This window comes from Gordonia sp. WA4-43 (assembly GCF_020520305.1).
Lineage (GTDB): Bacteria > Actinomycetota > Actinomycetes > Mycobacteriales > Mycobacteriaceae > Gordonia > Gordonia hongkongensis.
In genome coordinates, this window is the sequence record NZ_CP084736.1 from 2,988,073 (window position 1) to 3,012,136 (window position 24,064).

General features: G+C 66.6%; 16 protein-coding genes. 12 read left to right on the forward strand and 4 right to left on the reverse strand.

Annotation, left to right across the window (positions count from 1 at the left end):
* Positions 1-19 precede the first annotated feature (19 nt).
* Entirely contained in the window at positions 20-814 is a 795-nt protein-coding gene (locus tag LEL84_RS13375; RefSeq protein ID WP_068970507.1) for a class I SAM-dependent methyltransferase, read from the forward strand.
* Positions 815-1,157: 343 nt separating this feature from the next.
* Here LEL84_RS13375 and LEL84_RS13380 read toward each other — a convergent pair whose 3' ends face one another.
* Entirely contained in the window at positions 1,158-1,991 is an 834-nt protein-coding gene (locus tag LEL84_RS13380; RefSeq protein ID WP_226511870.1) for an aldo/keto reductase, read from the reverse strand.
* A gap of 115 nt (positions 1,992-2,106) precedes the next feature.
* On the reverse strand, positions 2,107-5,538 hold the full coding sequence (locus LEL84_RS13385) for a serine/threonine-protein kinase (protein ID WP_226511871.1): 3,432 nt from the start codon (positions 5,536-5,538) through the stop codon (positions 2,107-2,109).
* Positions 5,539-5,755: 217 nt separating this feature from the next.
* Here LEL84_RS13385 and LEL84_RS13390 point away from each other — a divergent pair, with 217 nt between their 5' ends.
* From LEL84_RS13390 to LEL84_RS13435, 10 genes are all read left to right on the forward strand, one after another.
* Positions 5,756-5,959 (forward strand): cold-shock protein, encoded by a 204-nt coding sequence (locus tag LEL84_RS13390; RefSeq protein WP_058252822.1) that lies wholly within the window; start codon positions 5,756-5,758, stop codon positions 5,957-5,959.
* Between the two features lie 201 nt (positions 5,960-6,160).
* Positions 6,161-8,506 (forward strand): glycerol-3-phosphate 1-O-acyltransferase, encoded by a 2,346-nt coding sequence (locus tag LEL84_RS13395; protein ID WP_226511872.1) that lies wholly within the window; start codon positions 6,161-6,163, stop codon positions 8,504-8,506.
* On the forward strand, positions 8,503-9,996 hold the full coding sequence (locus tag LEL84_RS13400; protein ID WP_058252824.1) for an HAD-IB family hydrolase: 1,494 nt from the start codon (positions 8,503-8,505) through the stop codon (positions 9,994-9,996). The genes LEL84_RS13395 and LEL84_RS13400 overlap by 4 nt, the downstream gene beginning before the upstream one ends.
* Positions 9,993-11,447 (forward strand): wax ester/triacylglycerol synthase domain-containing protein, encoded by a 1,455-nt coding sequence (locus tag LEL84_RS13405; protein WP_226511873.1) that lies wholly within the window; start codon positions 9,993-9,995, stop codon positions 11,445-11,447. Before LEL84_RS13400 ends, LEL84_RS13405 begins: the two co-directional genes overlap by 4 nt.
* A 69-nt stretch (positions 11,448-11,516) precedes the next feature.
* Positions 11,517-11,750: a type II toxin-antitoxin system Phd/YefM family antitoxin gene (locus LEL84_RS13410; RefSeq protein WP_065629468.1), complete on the forward strand. Its 234-nt coding sequence runs from the start codon at positions 11,517-11,519 to the stop codon at positions 11,748-11,750.
* On the forward strand, positions 11,747-12,145 hold the full coding sequence (locus LEL84_RS13415) for a type II toxin-antitoxin system VapC family toxin (protein ID WP_065629469.1): 399 nt from the start codon (positions 11,747-11,749) through the stop codon (positions 12,143-12,145). The genes LEL84_RS13410 and LEL84_RS13415 overlap by 4 nt, the downstream gene beginning before the upstream one ends.
* Before the next feature lie 37 nt (positions 12,146-12,182).
* Positions 12,183-13,625, forward strand: a complete 1,443-nt coding sequence (locus tag LEL84_RS13420) for a DUF3375 domain-containing protein (RefSeq protein ID WP_226511874.1) — start codon at positions 12,183-12,185, stop codon at positions 13,623-13,625.
* Positions 13,622-14,200, forward strand: a complete 579-nt coding sequence (locus tag LEL84_RS13425; RefSeq protein ID WP_065629471.1) for a DUF4194 domain-containing protein — start codon at positions 13,622-13,624, stop codon at positions 14,198-14,200. Before LEL84_RS13420 ends, LEL84_RS13425 begins: the two co-directional genes overlap by 4 nt.
* Positions 14,193-17,591 (forward strand): ATP-binding protein, encoded by a 3,399-nt coding sequence (locus tag LEL84_RS13430; RefSeq protein WP_226511875.1) that lies wholly within the window; start codon positions 14,193-14,195, stop codon positions 17,589-17,591. Before LEL84_RS13425 ends, LEL84_RS13430 begins: the two co-directional genes overlap by 8 nt.
* Entirely contained in the window at positions 17,588-18,733 is a 1,146-nt protein-coding gene (locus tag LEL84_RS13435; RefSeq protein ID WP_205333988.1) for a Wadjet anti-phage system protein JetD domain-containing protein, read from the forward strand. Before LEL84_RS13430 ends, LEL84_RS13435 begins: the two co-directional genes overlap by 4 nt.
* 14 nt (positions 18,734-18,747) lie before the next feature.
* On the opposite strand, the gene LEL84_RS13440 is transcribed toward LEL84_RS13435, so the two are convergent.
* Complete coding sequence (locus LEL84_RS13440) at positions 18,748-19,497, reverse strand: FadR/GntR family transcriptional regulator (RefSeq protein WP_226511876.1); 750 nt, start codon at positions 19,495-19,497, stop codon at positions 18,748-18,750.
* 236 nt (positions 19,498-19,733) lie between these two features.
* On the opposite strand from LEL84_RS13440, the gene LEL84_RS13445 reads away from it, so the two are divergent.
* The gene (locus tag LEL84_RS13445) at positions 19,734-20,507 is read left to right on the forward strand and encodes an enoyl-CoA hydratase-related protein (RefSeq protein WP_154885525.1); all 774 of its coding nucleotides are present in this window, start codon (positions 19,734-19,736) and stop codon (positions 20,505-20,507) included.
* A 45-nt stretch (positions 20,508-20,552) separates the two neighbouring features.
* Here LEL84_RS13445 and LEL84_RS13450 read toward each other — a convergent pair whose 3' ends face one another.
* Positions 20,553-23,942 carry a pyruvate carboxylase gene (locus LEL84_RS13450; protein WP_226511877.1) on the reverse strand — a complete coding sequence of 1,130 codons (3,390 nt, stop codon included), beginning with the start codon at positions 23,940-23,942 and terminating at the stop codon, positions 20,553-20,555.
* Between the last annotated feature and the right edge of the window lie 122 nt (positions 23,943-24,064).

Genomic DNA, 24,064 nt, shown 5'->3' on the forward strand with positions numbered 1-24,064 from the left:
CACAACCGAGGAGTGAGCGATGGTCGATTGGGACGGTGACCGGTACGCGGACGTGAGCGCCTTGCAGCGCATGGTCGCCGAGGAGTCCATCGGCGACCTCGAACTCGCCGGGACCGAACGCCTGCTGGACATCGGGTGCGGCGACGGCTTCATCACGATGCTGCTCGCCGACCGGCTGCCGTCGGGCTCGGTCGTCGGCGTCGACGCCTCGCGCCGGATGATCGAACGCGCGCTGCTCCGGGTGCCGGCGGACCTGTTGCGGGTCCAGTTCCACGTCGACGATGTGCTTGCCCTGCCCTTCGACGACGACTTCGACATCGCGGTGTCGTTCAACGCGCTGCACTGGGTGCACGACCAGGGGGCAGCGCTGCAAGGAATCGCGCGCAGTCTCGTCGACGGCGGTCGGGCGGTGCTGCAGATGGTGTGCGCCACCGAGAGACCGAGTATCGAGGACGTGGCGATGGAGGTCGCGGCGCAACCGGAGCGAAAGCGCTACTTCGAGGGCTTCGACGCGCCCTACGTCCACGTCGAACCGGCGCGATTCGGGGACCTCGCCACCGACGCCGGTTTCATCGCGGACGACCTGACGGTGAAAGACCTGAACTGGCGGTTCGACTCGGTCGACGACTTCCGGGCATGGTTCGCGGTCGGGGCGTCGGATTGGACGAGCCGACTACCGGACAGTGCGGTCGACGACTTCGTCGACGCGGTCATCGACCGCTACACCGAGGTCGTCGGCGAACCCGCACTGTTCCGGTTCAGTCAGTTGCGCGCCTCGCTGTCGAAACGCGCTCGCCTCGAGAACCTTTCCTGACCTTCCGGGCACCCCCGTCCCCTGATCCGAGAGAACGACAGCCCCAATGGTCCTTGAGGTGCGAGGAGCGATAGCGCCGCCACCCCCCCCCGCTCCCTGAGGTGCGAGGAGCGATAGCGCCGCCACCCCCTGCTCCCTGAGGTGCGAGGAGCGATAGCGACGAGCCACGAAGGGCCTGGTGAGGCACCTTGCGAGGCCCTTCGAGGCTCGCTTCGCTCGCACCTCAGGGAGCAGATGGGTCACCGCTCGCACCTCAGGGAGCAGAAGGGTCACCGCTCGCACCTCAGGGAACAGAAGAGGTCACCGCTCGCACCTCAGGGGAGCACAGTCGACGGGGGGTGAATCACTCCGGCACGTAGTTGAAGGTGTCCGGATCGGGCCCGATGCGCTCGTCGCTGTTGAGGCGGTCGATCTGGGCGACCTCGTCGTCGGACAGTTCGAAGTCGAACAGTGCGAAGTTCTCCTCGACGCGCGAGCGGGTCACCGACTTCGGGAAGACGATGTCGCCGCGCTGGATGTGCCACCGCAGGGTGACCTGCGCGGGCGAGCGGTCCTTGGACTTGGAGATCTCGGTGATGACCGGGTCGTCGGTCACCTTGCCCTGGGCGATCGGGGACCATGCCTCGGTCGCGATGCCGTGCTCGGAGTTGAACGCGCGCAACGGGTTCTGCGACAGATACGGGTGCACCTCGATCTGGTTCACCGCGGGTACGACGTCGGTCTCGTCGAAGAGACGCTGTAGATGTGCCTGCTGGAAGTTCGACACGCCGATCGCGCGCGCCTTGCCGTCGGCGTAGGCCTTCTCGAGCGCCTTCCAGGTCTGGACGTAATCGCCCACCTCCGGCAGTGGCCAGTGGATCAGGAAGAGGTCCATCTGCTCGACGCCGAGGTCGGCAAGGGTCCCGTCGAGCGCCTTCAGGGCGTCGTCGTAGTCGTGGAAGCCGTTGTTCAGCTTGCTGGTGATGAAGATGTCGTCGCGCGGAATGCCCGAATCGCGGACCGCTTCGCCGACGCCCTTCTCGTTGCCGTACATCTCTGCGGTGTCGATGTGGCGGTATCCGACCTCGAATGCGGTCAGAGTTGCTTCACGCGTGTCCTCCGGCGGAACCTGGAAGACTCCGAAACCCAACTGCGGGATGGTGATTCCGTTGTTCAGTGTGATGTTCGGGACTGCCATGAGCACTTGTCCTCTCTCTAGGGGTCGTCTACCTCTGCCCCGCACCCGCGCGGCGGGCGGTCTGGGGCCACGTTGTGGTTCAAGGCCACCGGCCCATCCGGGTATTCCCGGCCGGTCACGAACGGGTGCCGCCGGCGCCGAGCAACCGCTCGAGGAAATCCGGCGACAACGCTGCCGGCGCGGGACGGTCACCGGCACGAACACCGCGGGCGACGTCGTCGACGAGCCGGGTGAAGTCGTCGCCGCCATCCAGCGGGAACCGAACCATGCCCGACGCTGCGCACTGCGCCAGGACAGCCAGGGTCTGTGCACGTGCCTTGTCCGGCCGCCCGGCCGCGTCGAGACACATCGCCAGGAGTCGTCGCGCCCGCAGAATCGCTCGGTGGCGGCCGCTGCCGACCAACCTGTTCACCCACTCCTGCGCCCATCGACAGGCGACGTCAGGGGCTTCGGCGGACTCGCCGGCGTCGAGCATCAACCGGATCGCGGTCTCGGCATGGAGTTGCGCGACGATCGCCGCGATGCCGCGTGTCGGCACCTCGGCGTCGGCGTCGACACGCGCAGACACCCCTCGACGAGCCGGCAGGTGCCTCACCACCTGCTCGTTCTCGGCGACGGCACGCAGCCGCGGGGTGTCGAGCCGCTCGGCGATGTCCACGGCTTCGTCGAGGTAGGACCCCGCGACCGCCCGGTCACCGTGGCACAACGCCACGCGCGCCCCGACGAGATGCCGAGCCTCGATCATGTCGACGACGCCTTCGGCGGCCCCGATGAAGAAGCTCTCGTCGAGCAGCCGTTCGGCTTCGTACAGATCACCGCGCTCGTACCGGACCGCCGCGAGAAGGGCGCTGGCGAGTTGCGCACCCTGCGACTGGGTCGACGAACCCTGTTCGCGCGACAACCGCAGTCCCGTACGGAAGCATGCTTCGGCACGATCGAGGTCGAGCTGTTCGACGTAGGCGAGCCCGTCGAGTCCGTAGCCGTACATGACCGCGTACGGACCGGTGTTGCGTCGGTGTGCCGGGATCGCGCGTTGTTGCCAGCGGTGAGCCTCGTCGAAGTCGAATCGCAAGGTGGCGCCGAGGGTCCCGACATTGTGGATGGCCGACACGAGGAACGGCGGCAACCCGTCGAGGTCGTCGGCCAGGCGCGCCACCAGTTCGTCGAGCCCGTCGAGCCGGTCGGAGATGGCGCGCACGCACGCCTCGGCGATGTCGGCCTCACGGCGAATTCCCAGGGCAGCATCTGACCTCGCCAGTCGCTCGAGTGCGACCCGCGCCCGTTCGAGGGAGGCTTCGGCGAGCGCGGCGCGGTGCAGGAGGAGGTTCGCCCACGCGAGTTGCATCTGCAGGATCGGGTTGGCCGCCACCGTCACAGGCGGCAACTTCTCCATCAATGTGATCAGGGTGGTCATTCGCGAGTGTTCGATGAGTGACCGGCCGTCGGTCTCGACGAGTTCGATGGCACGGTCCGCATCACCGGCGGCGAGCGCATGGTCGACAGCCTCGGTCAGCATTCCGTGCCCCGCGAACCACTCCGACGCCCTGCGGTGCAGTTGCGGAATGAGTTGCGGTTCATCGCGTTCCAGCCTGCGCCGGAGAAACTCGGCGAACAGGGAGTGGAATCGGAACCACTGTCCGGCCTGATCGACCCGGGTGAGGAACAGGTCACGGAGCTCGATCTCCTCGAGCATGGCCTGTCCTCGCTCCTCGCCGCTCAGCGTGGTCGCGAGATCGGCGCAGATCCGTTCCGGCAGCGAGACGGTGAGCAGGAAGTGCAGGACCTCCGGTTCCAGCACGCCCAGGACGTTCTCGGCGAGGAAGTCACCGATGGCATGGTGCCGGCCGGAGATGTCACCGATCAGCTCGCCGGGACGCCCGGATCGGCGCAGCGACACACACGCCAGTTGCAGCGCCGCGACCCAACCGTCGGTCGATGACCACAGTTCGGCGACCTCGTCGCCCCGCAGGTCCAGACCGGCGACATCAAGGAGGAACCGCCCGGCTTCCGCCTCGTCGAAACACAGTGCTTCCATGTCGATCTCGATGATCTCGTCGTGGACGTGCAGGCGACTGACCGGGAGGCCCCTCCGGGTGCGGCTGGTCACGATCACCTGCAGGTGATGACAACCGTGTTCGAGTAGATAGTCCATCACTCCGATGACCGCCGGGTCCGTCACCCGGTGCCAGTCGTCGACGATGAGCGCGATGCGCCGGCCGTGCTCGTGAACCTCGTTGATCAGCGATGTCAGCACGTACTCCTCGGCACGATCGCCGTGTTCCTCGACCGCCGCCGCGAGGTCGCCGACGGCGTCCGGGGCCGCCCGGCGCAGTGCCTCGACGAGGTCGGCGAGAAACCGTGCGACGTCGTTGTCGGTGTCGTCGACCGTCAGCCACGCCACCGGCACGCCGTCGACGGCGAGTTCCTCGGCCCACTGCGCCGCGACCGTGGTCTTTCCGTAGCCGGTGGGTGCGTGGATGAGCGTGAGACGGCGCAGCTTCCCGTCGCGCAGTGTCTTCAGGAGTCGGGCCCTGGTGACCTGTGCCCGAGGCCGGACGGGTGGGCGGAATTTCGTCGACGGCATGGGCAGCGTCATCGTCGTCCGCCGCCGCGGCGTCGTCGTCGAGGTAGCAGGTACCGTGGCCCCGTCTGGCAGCGCCATCCCGTCGAGTGGCACCCCGAGCCGCCGCTGCGCGTTCCGCAGTTCCTCGCCCAGCTCTGCCGCCGACCCGGGGCGGTCGGCGGGTTCGCGCGCCATCGCATGTTCGATGCAGCCGGACACCTCCGCGGGGAATCCGGCCGACGTGAGATCGGGGACTCCTTCGCTCGCGACGCGGAGGAAGTGCGCGACCACTTGCTCCCCGCTGCGCCTCTCGAACGCCGCGTGGCCGGTCAGCGCACAGAACAGGGTCGCGCCCAGCCCATAGACGTCGGAGGTCACTGATGGCGTCGCACCGGCGAGGAGTTCGGGCGCGGTGAAGGCGGGCGAACCGGTGACCAGATCGGCGTCGGTCTCGAAGCCGCCGGAGATACGGGCGATGCCGAAGTCGGTCAACTGGGGTTCGCCGTATTCGGTGAGCAGGATGTTCCCCGGCTTGATGTCGCGGTGCAGGGTGCCCGCCCGGTGGGCCGTCTCGAGCGCACCGGCCACCTTGATGCCGAGCCGGAGCACGTCGCGCCAGTCGAGCGGACCGTCCCTGCGGATGCGCAGATCCAACGATGCGTGGGGGTGGTATTGCATCACGATGAACGGAAAGCCCTCGGGCGTGGACCCGACCTCGAGGATGTTGACGATGTTCGGGTGCCCGGAGAGTCGTCCCATCGCACGCTGCTCACGCACGAACCGCTCGAGGTTCTGCGCGTCGAGGTGGTCGGTCAGCACCTTGACCGCGACATCGCGGTCCAATGCGGGCTGGCGGCAGCGATATACGGCACCGTAGCCACCACGACCGATCTCGACCGGATCGGCGAAACCTGCTTCCACCAGTTCACCGGCGACGTCGCGGACGGCATCGCGTTGTGTGGTCAGCGGATCGTTCTCGGCCATGACGTGCCTCGATCGCAGGTCGATCGCGTGGTGCCCTGTCCAGCCTACTCACGCAGACCCCGAACACCCGGGTTTCGTTCTCGAACGGGGTACCCGCGCAGCGGACCGCCCACAACGATTGCGCCCTGCGTTTCCCAACGGTCCTCATCTGTGACAGAGTTGACGGGCGGCCATCGGTCTTGGTGGTTGCGCACACTGAAGAAAGAAGTACAGCAGTATGGCACAGGGAACCGTCAAGTGGTTCAACGGCGAAAAGGGCTTCGGCTTCATCGCTCCCGACGACCAGGGCGCAGATGTCTTCGTCCACTACTCCTCGATCCAAGGTAGCGGCTTCCGCAACCTCGAAGAGAACCAGCGCGTCGAATTCGACGTCGAGCAGGGTGCCAAGGGCCCCCAGGCTACCAACGTCAGCGCGCTCTGAGCTCCTGACTTGCGCGAAACGCCCCGGACGGCCACTCGGTCGGATGGGGCGTTTCGTCGTCTCCGGACCGAACATCATCTGGCCGGACCGGTTACACACGAAAGTCCTCGCGGCGCGTCGGTCGTCCTGACGAAAACCACCCCCCCTCGGCGTAGTCCACGTCACAATTAGGCGGGGCCGGACCCCAGAGACGTGAGGGTGATGCAGGTGACCGATCCGGTGGTGGTGCTGACCAAAGCCCGTACGTCGTGCGAGATGCGGGCGGTACGCGAGTGGACGGCGGCGAACTATCCGGACGCGACGATCTCCCGATCGGCGGAGATCGACTTCGACGGCATGGCGCCGGAGACGTTGCTCGTGCCTGTCCGGGCGGTCTGGCTCCCGGCGGTCCGGCAAGGTGAGCGGCGGGTCACGCTGGGCGACGTCCTGGTGCTGTCCAATCCCCGGCGGCCGCTCGGAGCGGTCCAGCCGCTGATCCGGAAGAGACGTCCGGACAGTCTCCGCGTCGTTGCCGGTGCACCCGCCACGATCGAGGAACTACGCACCCGGTATGCCCATCACCAGGCGCAGGGTGAGCCGTTCGCCCAGTTCGTCCTGTTCCAGGCGTCGGTGTCGGCCGAGCGAGCCGAACGCCAGATCGTCGGTGATCGCTACAAGGTCCCCCGGCTGGTCGCCGAGCAGATCAGCAGTTCGTCGCGATTCCAGACGTCCGCGGCCAAACTCGCAGCCGAACTGGGTCGGCCCACCGATGCGGTGGTCGCCGAGGCCACCGACAAACTCTCGACCTTCGTCGCCACCCAGAGCCGGCTCATGGACGACGTGTTCTCGGCGACCTTCAACCGACTGCACGAGCGGGCCTGGAACGTCACCGTCGACGTCGAGAACCTCAACACCTTGCGCACCCTCAACAGGTCCACCGGCCTGATCTTCCTGCCCTCCCACCGGTCCTATGTCGATCCGCTGGTCCTGGCGAAAGTGCTGCGCAACAACGACTTCCCACCCAACCTCGTGCTCGGCGGGAACAATCTCTCGTTCTGGCCGGTGGGCCCGGTGGCCCGCCGCGCCGGCATGATCTTCATCCGACGCAAGTTCGGCGCGGACCCGGTCTACAAGTTCGCGATGCGCTCCTACCTCGCCTACATCGTCGAGAAGCGCTTTAACCTGGAGTGGTACATCGAGGGCGGTCGCAGCCGGACCGGCAAGCTCCGGAAGCCCAAACTGGGACTGCTCACCTACGTCGTCGACGCGGTGGGGCAGCTCGACGAGGCCGACGTGACGATCGTGCCGACCTCGATCGTGTACGACCAGCTCCAGGAGATCGGCGCGATGGCGGCCGAGGACGCCGGTGGCACGAAGAAGCCCGAGGGCGTCGGGTGGTTGTTGCGCTACGCGAAGGCGCAGCGCGCCTACCTGGGCGAGGCCCGGGTGCGATTCGGAACCCCCATCTCGCTGCGGACCGCTCTCGCCGACGCCGGCGAGGGCCGCGCGCGACTGGAGAAGGTCGCGTTCCGGGTGATGGACGAGATCAATTCCGCCACCCCGATCTCGGCGACCTCGCTGGCCGGTTTCGCCCTCCTCGGCGCGCATGACAGGGCGTATACGCTCGCGGAGATCGAGGCCATCCTGGCTCCCCTGCTCGACTACATCCGCCGGCGCGAGCTACCCGGCCCGGACCCAGCCCTGTGCCGCGGGGTCGGGCTGACCCAGACTCTCCGGGTCCTCGCCGGCAACGGCGTGGTGAGCTGCTTCGACGGCGGTTCCGAACCGGTGTGGTCCATCGTGCCGGACAACCACGCGGTCGCGGCCTACTACCGCAACGGGGCGCTCCATCACTTCGTCGACCGCGCGATCGTCGAGGTCGCCATGCTCGCCGTGGCCGACGGTGACGTCCGGGCCGACGACATCCCGCCGGACGAACACCCCGTCGGATACGACGAGACGGCCGACGGTCCGCTCGCCGACGAGGGGCTGCTCGCGGCGTCGCAACGGGAGGCCCTGCGAATCCGCGATCTGCTCAAGTTCGAGTTCTTCTTCCCGGCCAAGACCGAGTTCCTGCACCGACTCGGTCTCGAACTCGATCTGCTGGCCCCGGGCTGGCGTGCCGTGACGCCGACGCAGGAGTGGACCTACGAGATACTGCACGGCCATACCGGCGGACTCCTCGCCCGACGCACCCTGCAGCCGTTCTTCGACGCCCAACTGGTCTTCGCGACCAAACTCGTGGAACTCGGCACCGCATCGCGCGACAAGGAGGACCTGATCGTCGAATGCCTCGGTCTGGGACGCCAGCTGTCCCTGCAAGGTGTTGTGCGCAGCAAGGACTCGGTTTCCAAAGACCTCTACGACGGCTGTTATCAGCTCGCCGACAACCGCCACCTGATCCACGGCGAGGAGGTCGCGGACCTCGCGACCGCCCGCCGGGACTGGCTCGACGAGGTCGAATCGATGCGCGAGCGGCTGGCCCGGATCGCGTCGATCGAGGATCTCCAGCCTGCCGTGGGCGGAGCCGACACCATGGACACTATCTGGTCGGAGGGGACACGATGAGTGCCTTCACCGACCGGATGCGGGCCATCCGGTCGGCACCCACCGGTAAGAAGGTCGCCGCGCTGTTCGACTACGACGGCACCCTGATCGAGGGCTTCTCCGCCGCCGCCATCATGCGAGCACGCCTGCGCAGCATGGAATTCGGTTTCGGCGAACTCGCCGACTTCCTGCTCATCGGATTGCGCGGCGTCGTGTCCGAACAGGATTACGCGGAAGTGCTCGACGCCACGCGTCCCACGTTCGCCGGCAAGACCTACGCCGAGCTGATCGAGTTCGGCGAACACCTCTTCAAATACGAGACGGCGGCCAAGCTGCGGCCGCAGATGTGGCAGATCCTGCGCGCGCATCGGGAGATGGGACACACCATCGTCATCGCGTCGTCGGCGACCCGATTCCAGATCGAACCCATCGCGCGGGAGATCGAGGCCGACTTCGCACTCGCCACCGATGTCGAGGTCGTCGACGGGGTGGTCACCGGCAACATCCGGGGACGCCCGCTCTGGGGTCCGGGAAAAGCCGCTGCGGTACGCACCCTCGCCCGTGAGCACGGCATCGACCTCGACGCCTCCTTCGCCTACAGCGACGGCAACGAGGACATCCCGTACCTGGAGTCGGTGGGCAACCCGGCGGCGGTCTCCCCGCGCCGAATACTGCGGGCGGAGGCCGAATCCCGCGGCTGGCCGATCATCGACCTGAAGAACCCCACGTACAACCGGCTCGGGATGCTGGCCCGAACCGGCGCCTTCTACGGTTCGTTTCTCGCCTCCGCCGCGGTGGGCGTCACCACCGGGCTCGTTCGACGCGATCCCGCCGCACTCGTCGAGGCCCTGCCGACCGGTACCGACGTCGGGCTGTCACTCGCCGGGATCCACGTGCAGGTCCTCGACGGAGGCGAGTACCTCACGTCGGCGCGGCCGTGCGTGTTCCTGTTCAACCACCAGTCGAAACTCGACCTGCCGGTGATGATCAACCTCGTGCGGTCCGAGGCCACGGGGGTGGCCAAGAAGGAGGTGCAACGGGTTCCGGTGGTCGGGCCGATCCTGCAGCAGGCCGGGTTGGTGTTCATCGATCGCGCCGACCCGGGCCGCGCGATCGAACAGCTGGCGCCGGCCGTCACAGCTCTGCGGGACGAGGGAATGTCGCTCGTGGTCGCGCCCGAGGGCACCCGGTCGCCCACACCACGTGTGGGCAGGTTCAAGAAGGGTCCGTTCCACATCGCGATGCAGGCGGGTGTCCCCGTCGTACCGGTGGTCCTGCGTAACACCGGCGAGTTGATGTGGCGCGGTGCGCAACTCATCCGACCGGGGACCGTCGAGGTGATGGTGCTGCCGCCGGTGGACACCAGCGACTGGTCGCCCGACGAGATCGGCGACCGCGCCGAGGAGGTCCGGCAGATGTACATCAGCGCCCTGGCCGACTGGCCGCTTGACTTCTTCGCCGACGACGACGCCCGGCCACCGGTCGAGGTACCGGAAGAGAGGCAAGTGTGAGCGAGGAACCGGACCTGACCGACGGGGTGGACCGACCGCTCGACTGGGCCAACGAGCCCCACATGAGCTCGGTGGACACCATCATGTGGCGAGGCGACACCGATCGCCGGATGCGCGGGACCATCTGCATGCTCGAGGTGTACGACTGCGCCCCGGACTGGGACCGGCTCGTGGCTGCCCACGAATGGGGAAGCCGAATGGCCCCGCGATTCCGGCAGCGCGTCGTCGACTCCCCGTTCGGCATGGGAACGCCCAGCTGGGCAGTCGACCCGGACTTCGACCTGCACTACCATCTGCGCCGAATCCGTCTGGGCGGCAACGGCAGCATGCGTGAGCTGCTCGTCACGTGCGAGCAGCTCGCGATGACCGCGCTCGATGCCGCACGGCCGCCGTGGGAGGGCACGCTGATCGAAGGGCTGCCGGACGGCAAGGCCGCATACTTCCTCAAAGCCCACCATGCGCTCACCGACGGCCTGGGCGCGATCATCGGACTCGCCCAGCTGCATTCGCCCACACGCGAACACAATCCGGGCAAACCCCAGCCGCCGAGTCCCGACCCGGTGAACATCACGCCCGTCGACCTGCTCCGCCGGCAGGTGGACGAGGAGATCCGGCGGATCCCGCATCGTGTCGACACGACCTTCCGCGGCGTCCGCGCGCTGGCACATCCCCGCCAGGCAGTGAGTTCCGTTCTCCGCTATGGTCGCTCGGTTCCACGCGTGGCGGGCCTGGTCAGTCCCCCGGGTTCCCCGTTGCTCGCGCACCGGAGCCTGTCGTGGCGTTTCAGCGCGTTCGAGGTCCCGTTCACCGACCTCAAGGCGACCGCGACGGCGACGCGGGCGTCGATCAACGACGTCTACCTCGCCGGGCTCATCGGCGGCTTCCGCCTCTATCACGAGAAGATGGGCACCCCGATCGAGACGATGCCGGTCGCGATCCCGATCTCGGTGCGGCGTCCGGAGGATCCGGCGGGTGGCAACCGGATCGCGGTGGGACGGCTCGCCGGACCGGTCGGGATCGCCGACCCCTTCGAGCGGGTCCTCACCATCCGCGAACAGGTCCGCGTCGCCCGGCACGAACCGGCCGTCGACATCTTCAACACCCTGGGCTCGGTGATGGCCTGGTTGCCCGGATCGGTGCTCATGCAGTTCAGCGGCACGACCAGCCAGAACGATCTGCAGGCCAGCAACGTGCCGGGCATTCCGTGGGACACCTACGTGGCCGGCGCCAAGGTCGAGCGGATGTTCCCGTTCGGCCCGCTGCCCGGCTGCGCGATGATGGCGACGATGATCACCCACAACGGAACGGCCTGTCTCGGAATCAATTCCGACGGCGCCGCGGTCACCGACCTCGAGTTGTTCGCCGACTGCCTCGTCGCCGGTTTCGGTGAGGTGCTGGCTCTCGCCGCCGACGACGACGTCGTGCCGGGGGTTCTGCGACGGGTGGTGTGAGGGAACTCGTGGCCCACGTTCTGTGCATTCGAACCAGTCCGAATGGTCAGAACCGAGTAGAATCGGCTCATGAGAACCCTGAGCAGCACAGAAGCCAAGGCGCGCCTCAACGCCGTGCTGGCTGAGATCGAGAGAACCGGGGAAGAGATCACTATCACCACGCATGGCCGACCCGTCGCAGTACTCAGGCCCGTGGCACCACCTCCGCGTCGATTCGGGCAGTTCCCGGCCATGGTTGTTCCCGACGACTTCGACGCACCGCTGTCCGCCGACGACCTCGAGCGCTGGGAGTCGGGTTCGTGACCGATGTCCTGCTGGACACCAACGCGGTCCTGTGGCTGGTCAGCGAACCGGACCGGCTGTCACCCACCACCTTGGACATCCTCGCGAATCCCGGCAACGCTCTCTACGTGTCGGCTGCGTCGGCCTGGGAAATCGCCATCAAGACGCGGCTGGGCAGACTCGACGGAGCGCCGCTCCTCGCCGCGTGGGAAGAAACCCTCTCGTCCATGTCAGCGACCGACCTCGCCATCGATTCCAGCGACGCGGTGACAGCAGGACAGCTCGCCTGGGAACATCGCGATCCCTTCGATCGCATGATCGTCGCTCAGGCCACCCGCCGAGGTCTGACCATCGCGACAAGCGATCAGGTCATCCAGACCGGCACGCTGACACCTGTCATCGACACTCGCCGGTGAGTCCTCGGTGTCAGTCCCCTCCCCTAGAGTGGAACTCATGGACTTTGATGCGTTCACCACTCTGTGGGAACGCCATCCCGCGTGGCGGCTCCTGCGCGCCCACCACTCCCCGCTCATCCTGACGTTTCTCGGGACATTCTTCGTCGAGGGCAACCGTGGTGCGAGTTCAGCTGGAGAACTGGCCACCGCTCTGGATGATCTGCTCTACGACCTGAACACCTCGCTACCCACCAACGACGGTTCGGTTCGATTTCCCAAAGAACCCCGCGCCTACCTCGAGGATTGGGCCGGCACCGAGGCTGGGTTCCTACGACGCTTCTACCCCTCCGGCGACGACGAGATCTATTACGAGGTGACGCCTGCTTTCGAGAAGGCGTACGCCTGGATCGTCTCTCTACAGGGCAGAGCGTTCGTCGGTACCGAGTCGCGACTGCACACCGTCGTCGAGCTTCTTCGGCAGATCGTGCACGGCACCGAGGTAGACCCCGAGGTTCGACTGGCAGAGCTGCGGCGGCGTCGCGCCGAGATCGATGCAGAAATCGCCGCCGCCGAGTGCGGCGAACTGACGTATCTGGATCAGACCGGGGTTCGAGACCGCTATCAGCAGGTGGCGTCGACCGCACGTGAACTGCTCGCCGACTTCCGAGAGGTAGAAGACAACTTCCGCCTTCTTGATCGCTCGGCCCGCGAGAAGATCGCGTCCTGGACCGGGCCCAAGGGCGAACTCCTCGCCGACCTGGTGGGCAGCCGATCCGAGATCGCCTCGTCCGATCAGGGTCGTAGCTTCGGGTCGTTCTACGAATTCTTGCTGTCCGATTCGCGCCAGACGGAACTGGCAGACTTGCTTGCGAAGGTGTCGTCGCTGGAGATGATCGACGTCGACGAGCGCATCCGCAGCATCCATCACGACTGGTCCGAGGCTGCCGACCGAACCCAGCGCATGGTCCGACAGATCTCTGAACAGCTACGCCGATTCCTCGACGATCAGGTCTGGCTGGAGAATCGCCGCGTACTCGACCTGGTCCGGTCCGTAGAGGCTAGCGCCCTCGAGATTCGTGGCAGGACACCAGATTTCGGGCTCACTGTGGATCAGACCGGTATCGAGATCGCGCTGCCGTTCGACAGGCCACTCTATCAACAACCCGCCTCTGCGACCGTCGAGAGTCGGGTCGAGGACGCGACCGAGAACCTGGACGCAGACCTGTTGTTCGCCCAGACGTTCGTCGACCAAGCCCGCCTGGCAGCCAACATCCGCAGCATCCTCCCGGAGAGATCGTCGGCGCTGCTATCCGATGTGGTCACCATGTATCCGATAGAACAGGGTGCGGCCGAGATCGTCGGTTACCTCGCCCTCGACGATGACGATGTCAGCGTCGACATCGACGACACCGACGAGACCCTGCTCGAGTACGCCGACCCGAGTGACCCGAGCACGGTCAAACGTGCCCGGCTGCCGAGTGTCACTGTGAGGCGACGATGACCGACGACCACGCAATTTCGAGTGCCATAATCCGATTGATGCGGGGCGTGGTGTACCGCGAATCGGACGAGGACATCTGGGCCACACTCGAACGCTCGGGAGCCGGCGTACGCGATCACTTCACCACGATCGGCGTCGATGTCATCGTCGACGAGTCCGAGGGCTACGCCTATCTGCGCTCGCACCCGGAAGAGGAAGGCGAAGAGCCACTTCCGCGGTTGGTCCGCAGGCGGGCGCTGACCTACAACGTGAGCCTGCTGCTCGTGCTGCTACGCAAACGCCTGCTGGAGTTCGAGATCACCGGCGGTGAAGGACGACTCGTCCTGTCAACGGATCAGATCGTGGAGATGCTACAACTCTTCCAAGCCGAATCGACGAATGAGGCGCGCCTGGTCGAACAGGCCGATAACACCATCAAGAAGGCCGTCGAACTGGGCTTCCTGCGCCAGTTACGTGGGCAGACCGACCAGTGGGAGGTGCGTCGCATCATCAAGGCGTACGTGGATGCGCAAACACTGTCGGATTTCGCGGGCAAACTGCGCCAATACGCAGGAACCGCGGGCCCCGATGACTGACGGTCTGTTCTCAGCGGTCGAACTCGGGGGTGCCGGAGGCGCCGGGTTCCGATTGCAGCACGTCGAGGTGTTGAACTGGGGCACCTTCGACCGACAGGTGTGGCGGCTCACCCCCGACACAGACACCGCACTACTCACCGGCGACATCGGGTCGGGCAAGTCGACGCTGGTGGATGCGGTGACCACACTGCTGATGCCCGCACACAAGATCGCTTACAACAGGGCCGCGGGAGCTGAGGCCAAGGAACGCACGCTTCGCTCCTACGTCGAAGGCCACTACAAGTCCGAACGACAGGAAGCAACCGGCCGCTCTCGCGCCAAAGGCCTTCGGCAGGAGCGCAATACATACTCGGTCATCCTGGGCGTCTTCAGCAATCGGGGATATGACGAGACGGTCACCCTGGCGCAGGTTTTCCAGCAGCGCGACACCGCCGGACAGCCCTACCGGTTCTACGTCACCGCAACCAAACAACTCGCCATCACGACGGACTTCGCCGATTTCGGTTCAGATTTGCGCGACCTTCGTAAACGCCTACGGTCCGGCGGGGCCGAGGTGGTCGACGAGTTCCCGAAGTACTCCACTTCGCTGCGCCGATTGCTAGGCATCCGATCAGAGCAGGCGTTGGAGCTACTACATCAGACCGTGTCGATGAAGTCCGTGGGCAATCTGAACGATTTCGTGCGCAACCACATGCTCGAGCCGAGCGACGCCGGCGAACGTGTCCGCGACATCATCGACCATTTCGACAATCTCACGAAGTCGTACGACGCGGTCAAACGCGCCCGCGAACTGCTCGAGGCGCTGGATCCCATCGTGGTCGCCACAGAGAAGTACGATGCCGCACTTGCCGAGCGCGAGGCTCTCGACGTACAGCGTGCGGCCATACGCCTGTTCATAGCCGAGAATCGCTCGCGCCTGCTGGCAGACGACATCGCCACCTATACGAGCCAGGGCGAGCAGCTCCTCCGCAACCAGGATGCGGCCAGAGGACGGCTACGCGAGTTGGCCCGCGAACGCGAGTCTCTGATCGAGGAGCGGGCAAGAGCCGGCGGCGATCGAGTCGGCGAACTCGAGCGACTCGCCGCCGTTGCCCGTGACGACGTGGAGAAGCGCCGTCACGGACGATCCCTCTTCGACGCCACCGTCACGGCTGCAGGCTTCGCCCCCGTCACAACGGTTGAGCAGTTCACTGATCTTCACGGCTTCATCGCCCGCGAGCGCCCACTACTCGTCGAGGCGAAGAGATCGCTCGATGCTGCGAGCGCCGACGCCATCGGCCGAGAGAAAGGAGCGGCCCGACGTCAGGAGACCATCCGGACCGAGCTCGACGACCTGCAGAAACGCACCACTAACCTGCCACCCGACCAGGTCCAGATACGCGAACAGCTGGCCACCGACACCGGCCTGACACCTGCCGACCTGCCCTACGCGGGTGAACTGATCGACGTCGTCGAAGAACACAGCGAGTGGCGTGGCGCTGCCGAACGTGTCTTGCGTGGCTTCGCACTGTCGCTACTGGTACCGCAGCAGCACTACGATGCCGTGACGAACTGGGTCAACTCCCGCCGACTCACGTTCCACAATCACGGCGGCCGGACTGTCGGTGCCCGGCTCGTGTACGAACGAGTGCCGATCCGTCGAGTTCCCCTGCAGAGAAATGACTCTGATCTACCGATTCTCGCTGACTGCCTCGAGATCAAGAGCGGGCCGTTCGAGGGCTATCTGCGCGACGAACTCCTCCGGCGCGCCGAACATCAGCGGGCCGCCACCATCGAGGAGTTCCGCGCTGCCAAGCGCGCCGTCACCCGCGAAGGTCAGGTGCGGTCCGGTGGCCGTCACGAGAAGGACGACCGACACCGGGTCGACGACCCACGCCGATGGGTGCTCGGATGGGCCAATGAGCGCAAGATCGCGGTCCTACGAGAGGATCTCGACGAGTCCGACCGCGAGCGCGTGGCTGCTTCGGCGGAGGTGGTGGCGCTGTCGGAGGAACGCGACGCCACCCAGAATCGCAGCGAGTCCCTGGCGCGGCTGGAAGGATTCCATTCCTGGGCCGAGCTCGACATCGAGGAAGCACAACGACGCGTCGCCACCCACGAGGCCGAGCGCGCCCGGCTCGAATCGGGGTCGTCACGCCTTCGCGAGATCACCACGGCGCTGGAGCAGAACGCCGCGCTCGCGGATTCCACGGCTGCCGCGATCGACGACCTCACCGGCAAGCTCGCAACCACCGCCGCCGCGAGTCATCGGGCCGAGCAGGACAAGAAGAGCGACGACGAGTTCGTCGCGGACCACCCGGAGGCTGAACTCGACGCCGCACGAGCATGCTACGACGCTCTGGAACGTCGGCTGGACGGCGGTGTTCCGGCAAGGGCAGCAGACTGCACCACAGCTCAAACGACACTGACCGCGACGCTTCATCAACGGATCGAGCGCCTCACCCGCGAGCTCGGCGGCTTCGGACAGCGCCTGGCGCAGCACATGACCGAGGTTCTCCGCCGGTGGCCGGACCTGCGATCGGACATGGATGCCGACGTCGATGCCAGGGCGGATTTCGTCGCCCTCCGCGAACGGGTCGCGACCGACGATCTGCCGCGCTTCGAGTTCGAGTTCAAAGAACAGCTGAACAAGAACGCCATTCAAGAACTCGCCGGCTTCAACAACTGGCTCAACCGGCAGGCCGCATCCATCGACGAACGCGTGCGACGGATCAACGAAGCGCTGGGCGCCGTGCCCTACAACCCCGGTCGGTATATCCGGTTGGAGCGCGAGTCAACCACGAATCAGGATGTGGCACAGTTCCGCTCCGACCTGCGGAACCTGACGAGCGACAGTCTCGCAGTAGACGGCGATCAGTATTCGGAGCAGCGTTTCCTCGACGTCAAACGCATCATCGAGCGCTTCCGCGGACGGGACAATCACGCCGACCTCGACAAGAATTGGACGCGGCGCGTCACCGATGTGCGCAACTGGTTCGTGTTCTCCGCATCCGAACGCGATGGCGAGACGGACGTGGAGTGGGAACACTACAGCGATTCCGACGGCAAGTCAGGTGGGCAAAAAGAAAAGCTCGCCTATACGATCCTGGCCGCGTCCCTTGCCTACCAGTTCGGACTCGAGTGGGGTGTGAAGAAGTCGCGCGACTTCCGGTTCGCCGTCATCGATGAGGCATTCGGGCGCGGCTCTGACCTGTCGACCCGTTATGCGCTGGACCTGTTCGCCAAATTGGGTCTGCAGCTCCTGATCGTCACCCCTTTGCAGAAGGTGCACGTCATCGAGCCCTACGTGAAGGCGATCGGATTCGTCGACAATCCGACGGGCACTTTTTCACGCCTGCAGACGATGACGATCGAGGAATACCGGTCACGCCGTGACGGGCGTCTGCGGTGACCGATCGTTGGACCACCCCGGCCGACATCGCCGTCAAAGCCAGACGCCGCTGGGACGACGGGACGCTGCTCCGGACGTTTGCGAACCGAGAACCATTCGAGCCCATCGAGATTCCGCTGCGCGGGCCCACCGCGTCGCAGATAGGAGCAGATCTCGGCGCCGCTCGCGACTGGGTCACGGCGTTGGACGGCGGACGTCGTGGCGACACCAGGTACTCCCTGGTCTGGCAAACAATCGGCGGCCGGCACGTCGGGCGTAACACGCTTCCACGACGGGCGATCATCTCCACCTATGAGCAGGCGTGGGCACTTCTGAACGTGAAGGCAGCGGTACAGCAGTTCGAGAGGTTGCTCGAGCTCGCCGCCGACGATCCCGCGGTCCACGCGTGGCTGTTCCAGAACCCGTTTCGCGCAATAGATCTGGCATCGGAGTTTCCTCGACTGATCGACGCGCACCGATGGCTCGACACGCATCGGGACTCCCGACGCTTCCTGCGTGAGATCAGCGCACCTGGGGTCGACACCAAGTTCACCGAAAGGCACCGGGGAGTCTTGGCGTCGATACTCGGAGTGTCGTCGACGGCGTCCGGTTTCGTGACCGGGCTGGGTTTGCAGACGAAACCAGAGTTCGTGAGACTGCGACCGTCACCGTCGCTGGGACTTCTCGAGCACGTTTCGGAGGTGAGCCTCCGAGCTGACGAGCTCACCCGGATCGACTTGCGTCCCTCGCGCGTCCTGGTCATCGAGAACGAGATCACCTATCTCAGCGTCGATGTTCCAGCCCACGGAGCCGTGTTCTGGGGCAAGGGATTCGAGATCGACAGAATCGGGCGCCTTCCCTGGCTGACTGACGTGCCTGTTCGGTACTGGGGTGACCTCGACACACACGGCTTCGCGATTCTCGACCGGCTACGTGCCTGGCTTCCGCAGACCGAATCGATCTTGATGGATCGCGAAACATTGTTCGCGCATCGCGATCGATGGGTTACCGAGCCGAGCCCCACCACAGCCGCACTCCGCCACCTCTCACCCGCAGAACACGACCTGTACGCCGACCTCGCGGACGACTCGCTCGGTGAGCGGGTTCGGCTCGAGCAAGAACGCATCGACTGGGCGTGGGCTCTGGAGCACCTCGAAAGGTAGACGTGTGCCGACGATCAGATCTGCCACTGCACCGGCTGGGAGATGATGTCGCGGAGCCGTCGGCGGTAGTACCGGGCGGACTCCTGGTTGAAGACGTCCATCGCGGCCGCGGTGGCCTCGACATCGCGAGCGCGCATGGCGTCGAGGATGTCCTGCTGGAGTTCGAAGGCCGCGAGCCGCGTCGCGATGGGATGCTCGACGGGTTCGGCGTCGCGAACGAGCAGCCACAGCGTCTCCATGACCACCCGCAGTGCGGGATTGCCCGCCGCCTCGTACACCCCGCGCTGGAATGCGGCGTTGTTCTCCTGGAAGTTGGCGTGGTCCTCGGGATGGTCGCGCATCCGGTCCAGTGCCCGCTGCATCGACTCGATCTGCTCGTCGGTGACGTTCTGCGCCGCGGCCCGCGCGACCATCGGTTCGAGCATCAACCGGACGTCGATGACATCACTGATGTTCGCGCCGTTGATCTGGAGGAACAGCTTCATGATGTTGCCGAGCGAATCGAGTTCGGGCCGTTTGGCTATGGGCCCGCCGCCGATTCCCGCCTTGATCGTCACGAGGTCTCGGCTCTCGAGGAGCCGCAGTGCCTCACGCACCGTCGTGCGTGCCACGCCGAACTCGCTGACCATCTCCTTCTCGGTCGGCAGGCGCTGACCCTCGACGATGCCACCGCTGAGGATCTGATCGGCCACCATGTTGGCCACCCGCGCGGACATCTTCTGCCCGCGCGGCTGCCGGGTGGCGGGCTCGTCGGCGACGGTCATGCGGCTCCCGTGTCTCGGCTGATCGGTCGGTGCCGACACCTTACCCGCCCGCACCTGCTCTCTAGTTCGGATCGGGGCGGCAGCGGTCGCCCTCGAACGATCGGTGCGGTGGCGAGACGACCCGTCGTCGTAACTGTGTACATATTTTGCTCGCTCGATTACCGTGAGTCCCGTTCCGTTCGTTCGCGCCGGGGCCCCGACCGCCCGTCGGCGCAGTCCACGACAGATAGGCACCCATGCAGACCACCTCCCCGGCCTCCGGGAACCTCTCCGTCACCGTGCACCAGCCCGGTATCGCACTCGTCGAGCTCTCGCGGGGCAAGGTCAACGCCATCGACGGGCAGATGTACGAGGACATCGCGGCGACGTTCGACGCGCTGTCCGACGACCAGGACGTGCGCGTGATCGTGCTGACCGGTCAGGGCCGCATCTTCAGCGCGGGCAACGACATCAACGAGTTCCGGACGATGTCCACTGTCAGCGGCGACATCGCGATGCGGCGGGCCCGGCGGGCGCTGTTCAGCGTGCGCGAGTGTCACCTCCCCGTGGTGTCCGCGGTGAACGGCCCGGCCCTGGGAAGCGGGTTCGGACTCGTCGCGCTCTCCGACCTCGTGGTCGCGTCCGAACGCGCCACCTTCGGACTGCCCGAGATGAACGTCGGGGTCCTCGGCGGTGGTCGCTTCACCGCCCGCATGTTGCCCCAGCAGGCGATGCGCCGCATGTTCCTCACCGCCGAACCGGTCGACGCGTCGACCCTGGAGCGGTGGGGAGCACCGCTCGAGGTCGTCGCCCACGACGATCTCCTGGAGATCGCGACCGCCCGCGCGCGCTCCATCGCGGAGAAGAGCAGGCACGCCATCGTGCTCGCCAAACAATCCCTGAACGGCTGCGAAGATCTCGACATCCGTCGCGGTTACGAGCTCGAGCAGTCCTTCACCGTGCGGCTGTCCGAACACCCCGACTCCAAGACCGCGGTGGAGGCCCAGGTCGCCGACCTCGCACGCAAGTGACGACGTCGGGTCCGCGCCATCGGGACGCGGACCCGACGCACCGCGTCAGTCCGTCGCGATGGTCAGCAGGAGATCCCCGCCGTCGACCTCGGTCGATCCCGACACCGCGACACGCTGCACGATCCCGGTGACCGGCGCGGAGATCGAGGCCTCCATCTTCATCGCCTCGATCGTGCCGATCGGTTCACCCCGGCGGAGTTCGTCGCCCTCCTTCACCGACAGCGTCACCACACCGGCGAAGGGTGCGGCGAGTTGCCCCGGGAGGGCGGGGTCGGCCTTCTCCGCGGTGCGTGTCGTCGACTCGACCGAGCGGTCGCGCACCCGAACCGGCCGCAGTTGCCCGTTGAGGATGCAGAGCACGTTGCGCATCCCGGACTCGTCCGGGTCGGAGATCGCCTCGAGCCCGATGAGCAGTTCGACGCCCTTCTCCAGCTCCACGCGATGTTCCTCGTCCTGGCGCAGGCCGTAGAAGAACTGGTTGGTGGACAGCCGAGACGTGTCGCCATAGGTCTCGCGGTGCTCGCGGAACTCACGATTCGGTCCGGGGAACAGCAACCGGTTGAGCGCATCACAACGCTCCGCCGACGTACCGGCGAGCGCCGCGAGGTCGCTCTCGGTCAGGGCGGTCACCGGGCGAGGGTCGGTGCGGCCCTCGAGGGCGCGCGTGCGGAGCGGCTCCGGCCACCCGCCCGCGGGCTCGCCCAGATCGCCCCTCAGGAAATCCACCACCGAGTCCGGGATGTCGTAGGCCGTCGGATCGTCCGCGAACTCGGCGGCGCTCGCGCCGGCGCCGACGAGTGCCAGCGCGAGATCGCCGACGACCTTCGACGACGGTGTCACCTTGATCAGTCGCCCGAGCACGGTGTCGGCGCCCGCGTAGGCCGCCTCGATGTCCTCGAACCGGTCCGCCAGCCCCAATGCCAGGGCCTGCTGCCGCAGGTTGGACAGCTGGCCGCCGGGGATCTCGTGGGCATAGACCCGGCCGGTGGGTGCCGGCAAGCCCGTGTCGAACGGCGCGTACGCCGCCCGGACCGCCTCCCAATATGGCTCGAGAGCGCAGCAGGCCGCGAGGTCGATCCCGGTGTCGCGGTCGGTGTTCGCCGTCGCGGCGACGATCGCCGACAACGGTGGCTGACTCGTCGTGCCGGCCAGCGGTGCGCTCGCCCCATCCACCGCGTCCACCCCGGCCTCCCAGGCGGCGAGGTAGGTCGCCAGCTGCCCGCCGGCGGTGTCGTGGCTGTGCAGATGGACGGGCAGGTCGAACCGCGACCGCAAGGCGCGCACCAGGGTCGACGCCGCGGCCGGGCGCAACAGGCCCGCCATGTCCTTGATCGCCAGGACGTGTGCGCCCGCGTCGACGATCCGTTCGGCCAGCTTCAGGTAGTAGTCCAGGGTGTACAGGGTCTCGCCGGGATCAGAGAGGTCGCCGGTGTAGGACATGGCCACCTCCGCCACCGCGGTCCCCGTCTCCCGCACCGCGTCGATGGCCGGCCGCATCGCGTCGATGTTGTTCAACGCGTCGAAGATCCGGAACACGTCGACGCCCGTGGCCGCCGCCTCGCGGACGAATGCGTCGTTCACCTCCACCGGGTACGGCGTGTACCCGACGGTGTTCTTGCCGCGCAACAGCATCTGCAGGCAGACGTTGGGCATCGCCGTGCGCAGGGCCGCCAGGCGTTCCCAGGGATCCTCCTTGAGGAATCGCAGTGCGACGTCGTAGGTCGCCCCACCCCACGCCTCGACCGACCACAGCTGTGGGGTCATCCGCGCGACGTGCGGTGCGACGGTCACCAGGTCGCGGCTGCGCACGCGGGTGGCGAGCAGCGACTGATGCGCGTCGCGGAAGGTGGTGTCGGTCAGCGCGAGTGCCGTCGACGCACGGAGCTCGGCGGCGAAACCGTCCGGCCCCAGCTCCCGGAGTCGATCGCGGGACCCCGGCGGCGGTGGGGACGTGAGGTCGATCGCCGGCAGTTTGTCGACCGGGTACACCGCGGACGGCCGCTCGCCGTGCGGTCGGTTCACGGTGACGTCGGCGAGATACCGCAGAATCCGGGTACCGCGGTCGGCGGAGGCGTGCTGCTCGAGCAGGTCCGGTCGGGATTCGATGAACGAGGTGGTGACCCGCCACGCGCCGAAGTCGTCGTCGGCCAGAACCGCTTGCAGGAACGGGATGTTGGTGGCGACGCCCCGGACCCGGAACTCGGCGATCGCACGACGTGCGCGCGCCCGCGCGGTCTCCAGGTCCCGGCCGCGACAGGTCAGCTTCACGAGCATCGAGTCGAAGTGGGAGCCGATCTCGGACCCCAGTCCGACGCTCCCGTCCAGACGGACACCCGAGCCACCGGGCGTGCGGTAGGCGGTGATCCGCCCGGTGTCGGGCCGGAAGCCGTCGGTCACGTCCTCGGTCGTGATGCGGCATTGCACTGCCGCGCCGCGGATCTCGATCGAATCCTGGGTCAGTCCCAGCTCCCGCAGCGTCGCACCGGATGCGATCTGCATCTGGGTGGCGACGAGGTCGACGTCGGTGATCTCCTCGGTGATCGTGTGTTCCACCTGGATGCGCGGGTTCATCTCGATGAACACGTGCCGACCGTCGGAACCGAGCAGGAACTCGACGGTCCCGGCGCAGGTGTACCCGATGTGCCTGGCGAAAGCCACTGCATCCGAACAGATCCGATCACGGACAGCCGGGTCGAGCGCGGGTGCGGGGGCCACCTCGACGACCTTCTGGTGCCGACGCTGGAGCGAACAGTCGCGTTCGTAGAGATGGATGACCTCGCCGGTGGCGTCCCCGAGGATCTGCACCTCGATGTGCCGGGCGTCGACCACCGCCCGCTCCAGGAAGACCGTGCCGTCGCCGAAGGCCGTCGTGGCCTCGCGCGAGGCCGCCTCGATCGCCCCGCGAAGCCGCGACGGCTCATCGACGCGACGCATGCCGCGCCCGCCACCACCGGCGACCGCCTTGACGAACAAGGGGAAACCGACCGCATCAGCCGCGGCCACGAGCTCGTCGACATCACTCGACGGGGTCGACGAGGTCAGCACCGGGAGACCGGCCTCGGCGGCGGCCGCCACGGCCCGGGACTTGTCGCCGGCGAGTTCGAGCACCTCGGCGGACGGGCCGATGAAGGTGATCTGCCGGGTCGCACACGCCCGGGCCAGCTCAGCGTTCTCGGAGAGGAAGCCGTACCCGGGGTACACCGCATCGGCTCCGGACGTCGCCGCGACGCGGACCATCTCGTCGACCGAGAGGTACGCGCGGACCGGATGCCCGCGTTCGCCGATCTCGTAGGCTTCGAACGCCTTGGCCCGATGAACGGAGTTGCGGTCCTCGTGGGGGTAGACGGCCACCGTGCTCGCGCCGAGCTCGACCGCGGCACGAAAAGCCCGTACCGCGATCTCGCCTCTGTTCGCGACCAGCACCTTCTCGAACATGGGTTTCCTTTCGTCACCGGATGCGCCGGAAGTAGCCACGCGAGAAGCGGGCGGCGCGGGAAGGATGTGACCCACATCTCTGGGCCTGACGTCAGGTTACTCTATTCGAAGTAAAGTTACTT

Coding starts and splice junctions, on each gene's coding strand:
- LEL84_RS13375 (WP_068970507.1), top strand. CDS start 20: ATGGTCGATTGGGACGGTGACCGGTACGCGGACGTGAGCGCCTTGCAG.
- LEL84_RS13380 (WP_226511870.1), bottom strand. CDS start 1,991: ATGGCAGTCCCGAACATCACACTGAACAACGGAATCACCATCCCGCAG.
- LEL84_RS13385 (WP_226511871.1), bottom strand. CDS start 5,538: ATGGCCGAGAACGATCCGCTGACCACACAACGCGATGCCGTCCGCGAC.
- LEL84_RS13390 (WP_058252822.1), top strand. CDS start 5,756: ATGGCACAGGGAACCGTCAAGTGGTTCAACGGCGAAAAGGGCTTCGGC.
- LEL84_RS13395 (WP_226511872.1), top strand. CDS start 6,161: ATGCAGGTGACCGATCCGGTGGTGGTGCTGACCAAAGCCCGTACGTCG.
- LEL84_RS13400 (WP_058252824.1), top strand. CDS start 8,503: ATGAGTGCCTTCACCGACCGGATGCGGGCCATCCGGTCGGCACCCACC.
- LEL84_RS13410 (WP_065629468.1), top strand. CDS start 11,517: ATGAGAACCCTGAGCAGCACAGAAGCCAAGGCGCGCCTCAACGCCGTG.
- LEL84_RS13420 (WP_226511874.1), top strand. CDS start 12,183: ATGGACTTTGATGCGTTCACCACTCTGTGGGAACGCCATCCCGCGTGG.
- LEL84_RS13425 (WP_065629471.1), top strand. CDS start 13,622: ATGACCGACGACCACGCAATTTCGAGTGCCATAATCCGATTGATGCGG.
- LEL84_RS13430 (WP_226511875.1), top strand. CDS start 14,193: ATGACTGACGGTCTGTTCTCAGCGGTCGAACTCGGGGGTGCCGGAGGC.
- LEL84_RS13440 (WP_226511876.1), bottom strand. CDS start 19,497: ATGACCGTCGCCGACGAGCCCGCCACCCGGCAGCCGCGCGGGCAGAAG.
- LEL84_RS13445 (WP_154885525.1), top strand. CDS start 19,734: ATGCAGACCACCTCCCCGGCCTCCGGGAACCTCTCCGTCACCGTGCAC.
- LEL84_RS13450 (WP_226511877.1), bottom strand. CDS start 23,942: ATGTTCGAGAAGGTGCTGGTCGCGAACAGAGGCGAGATCGCGGTACGG.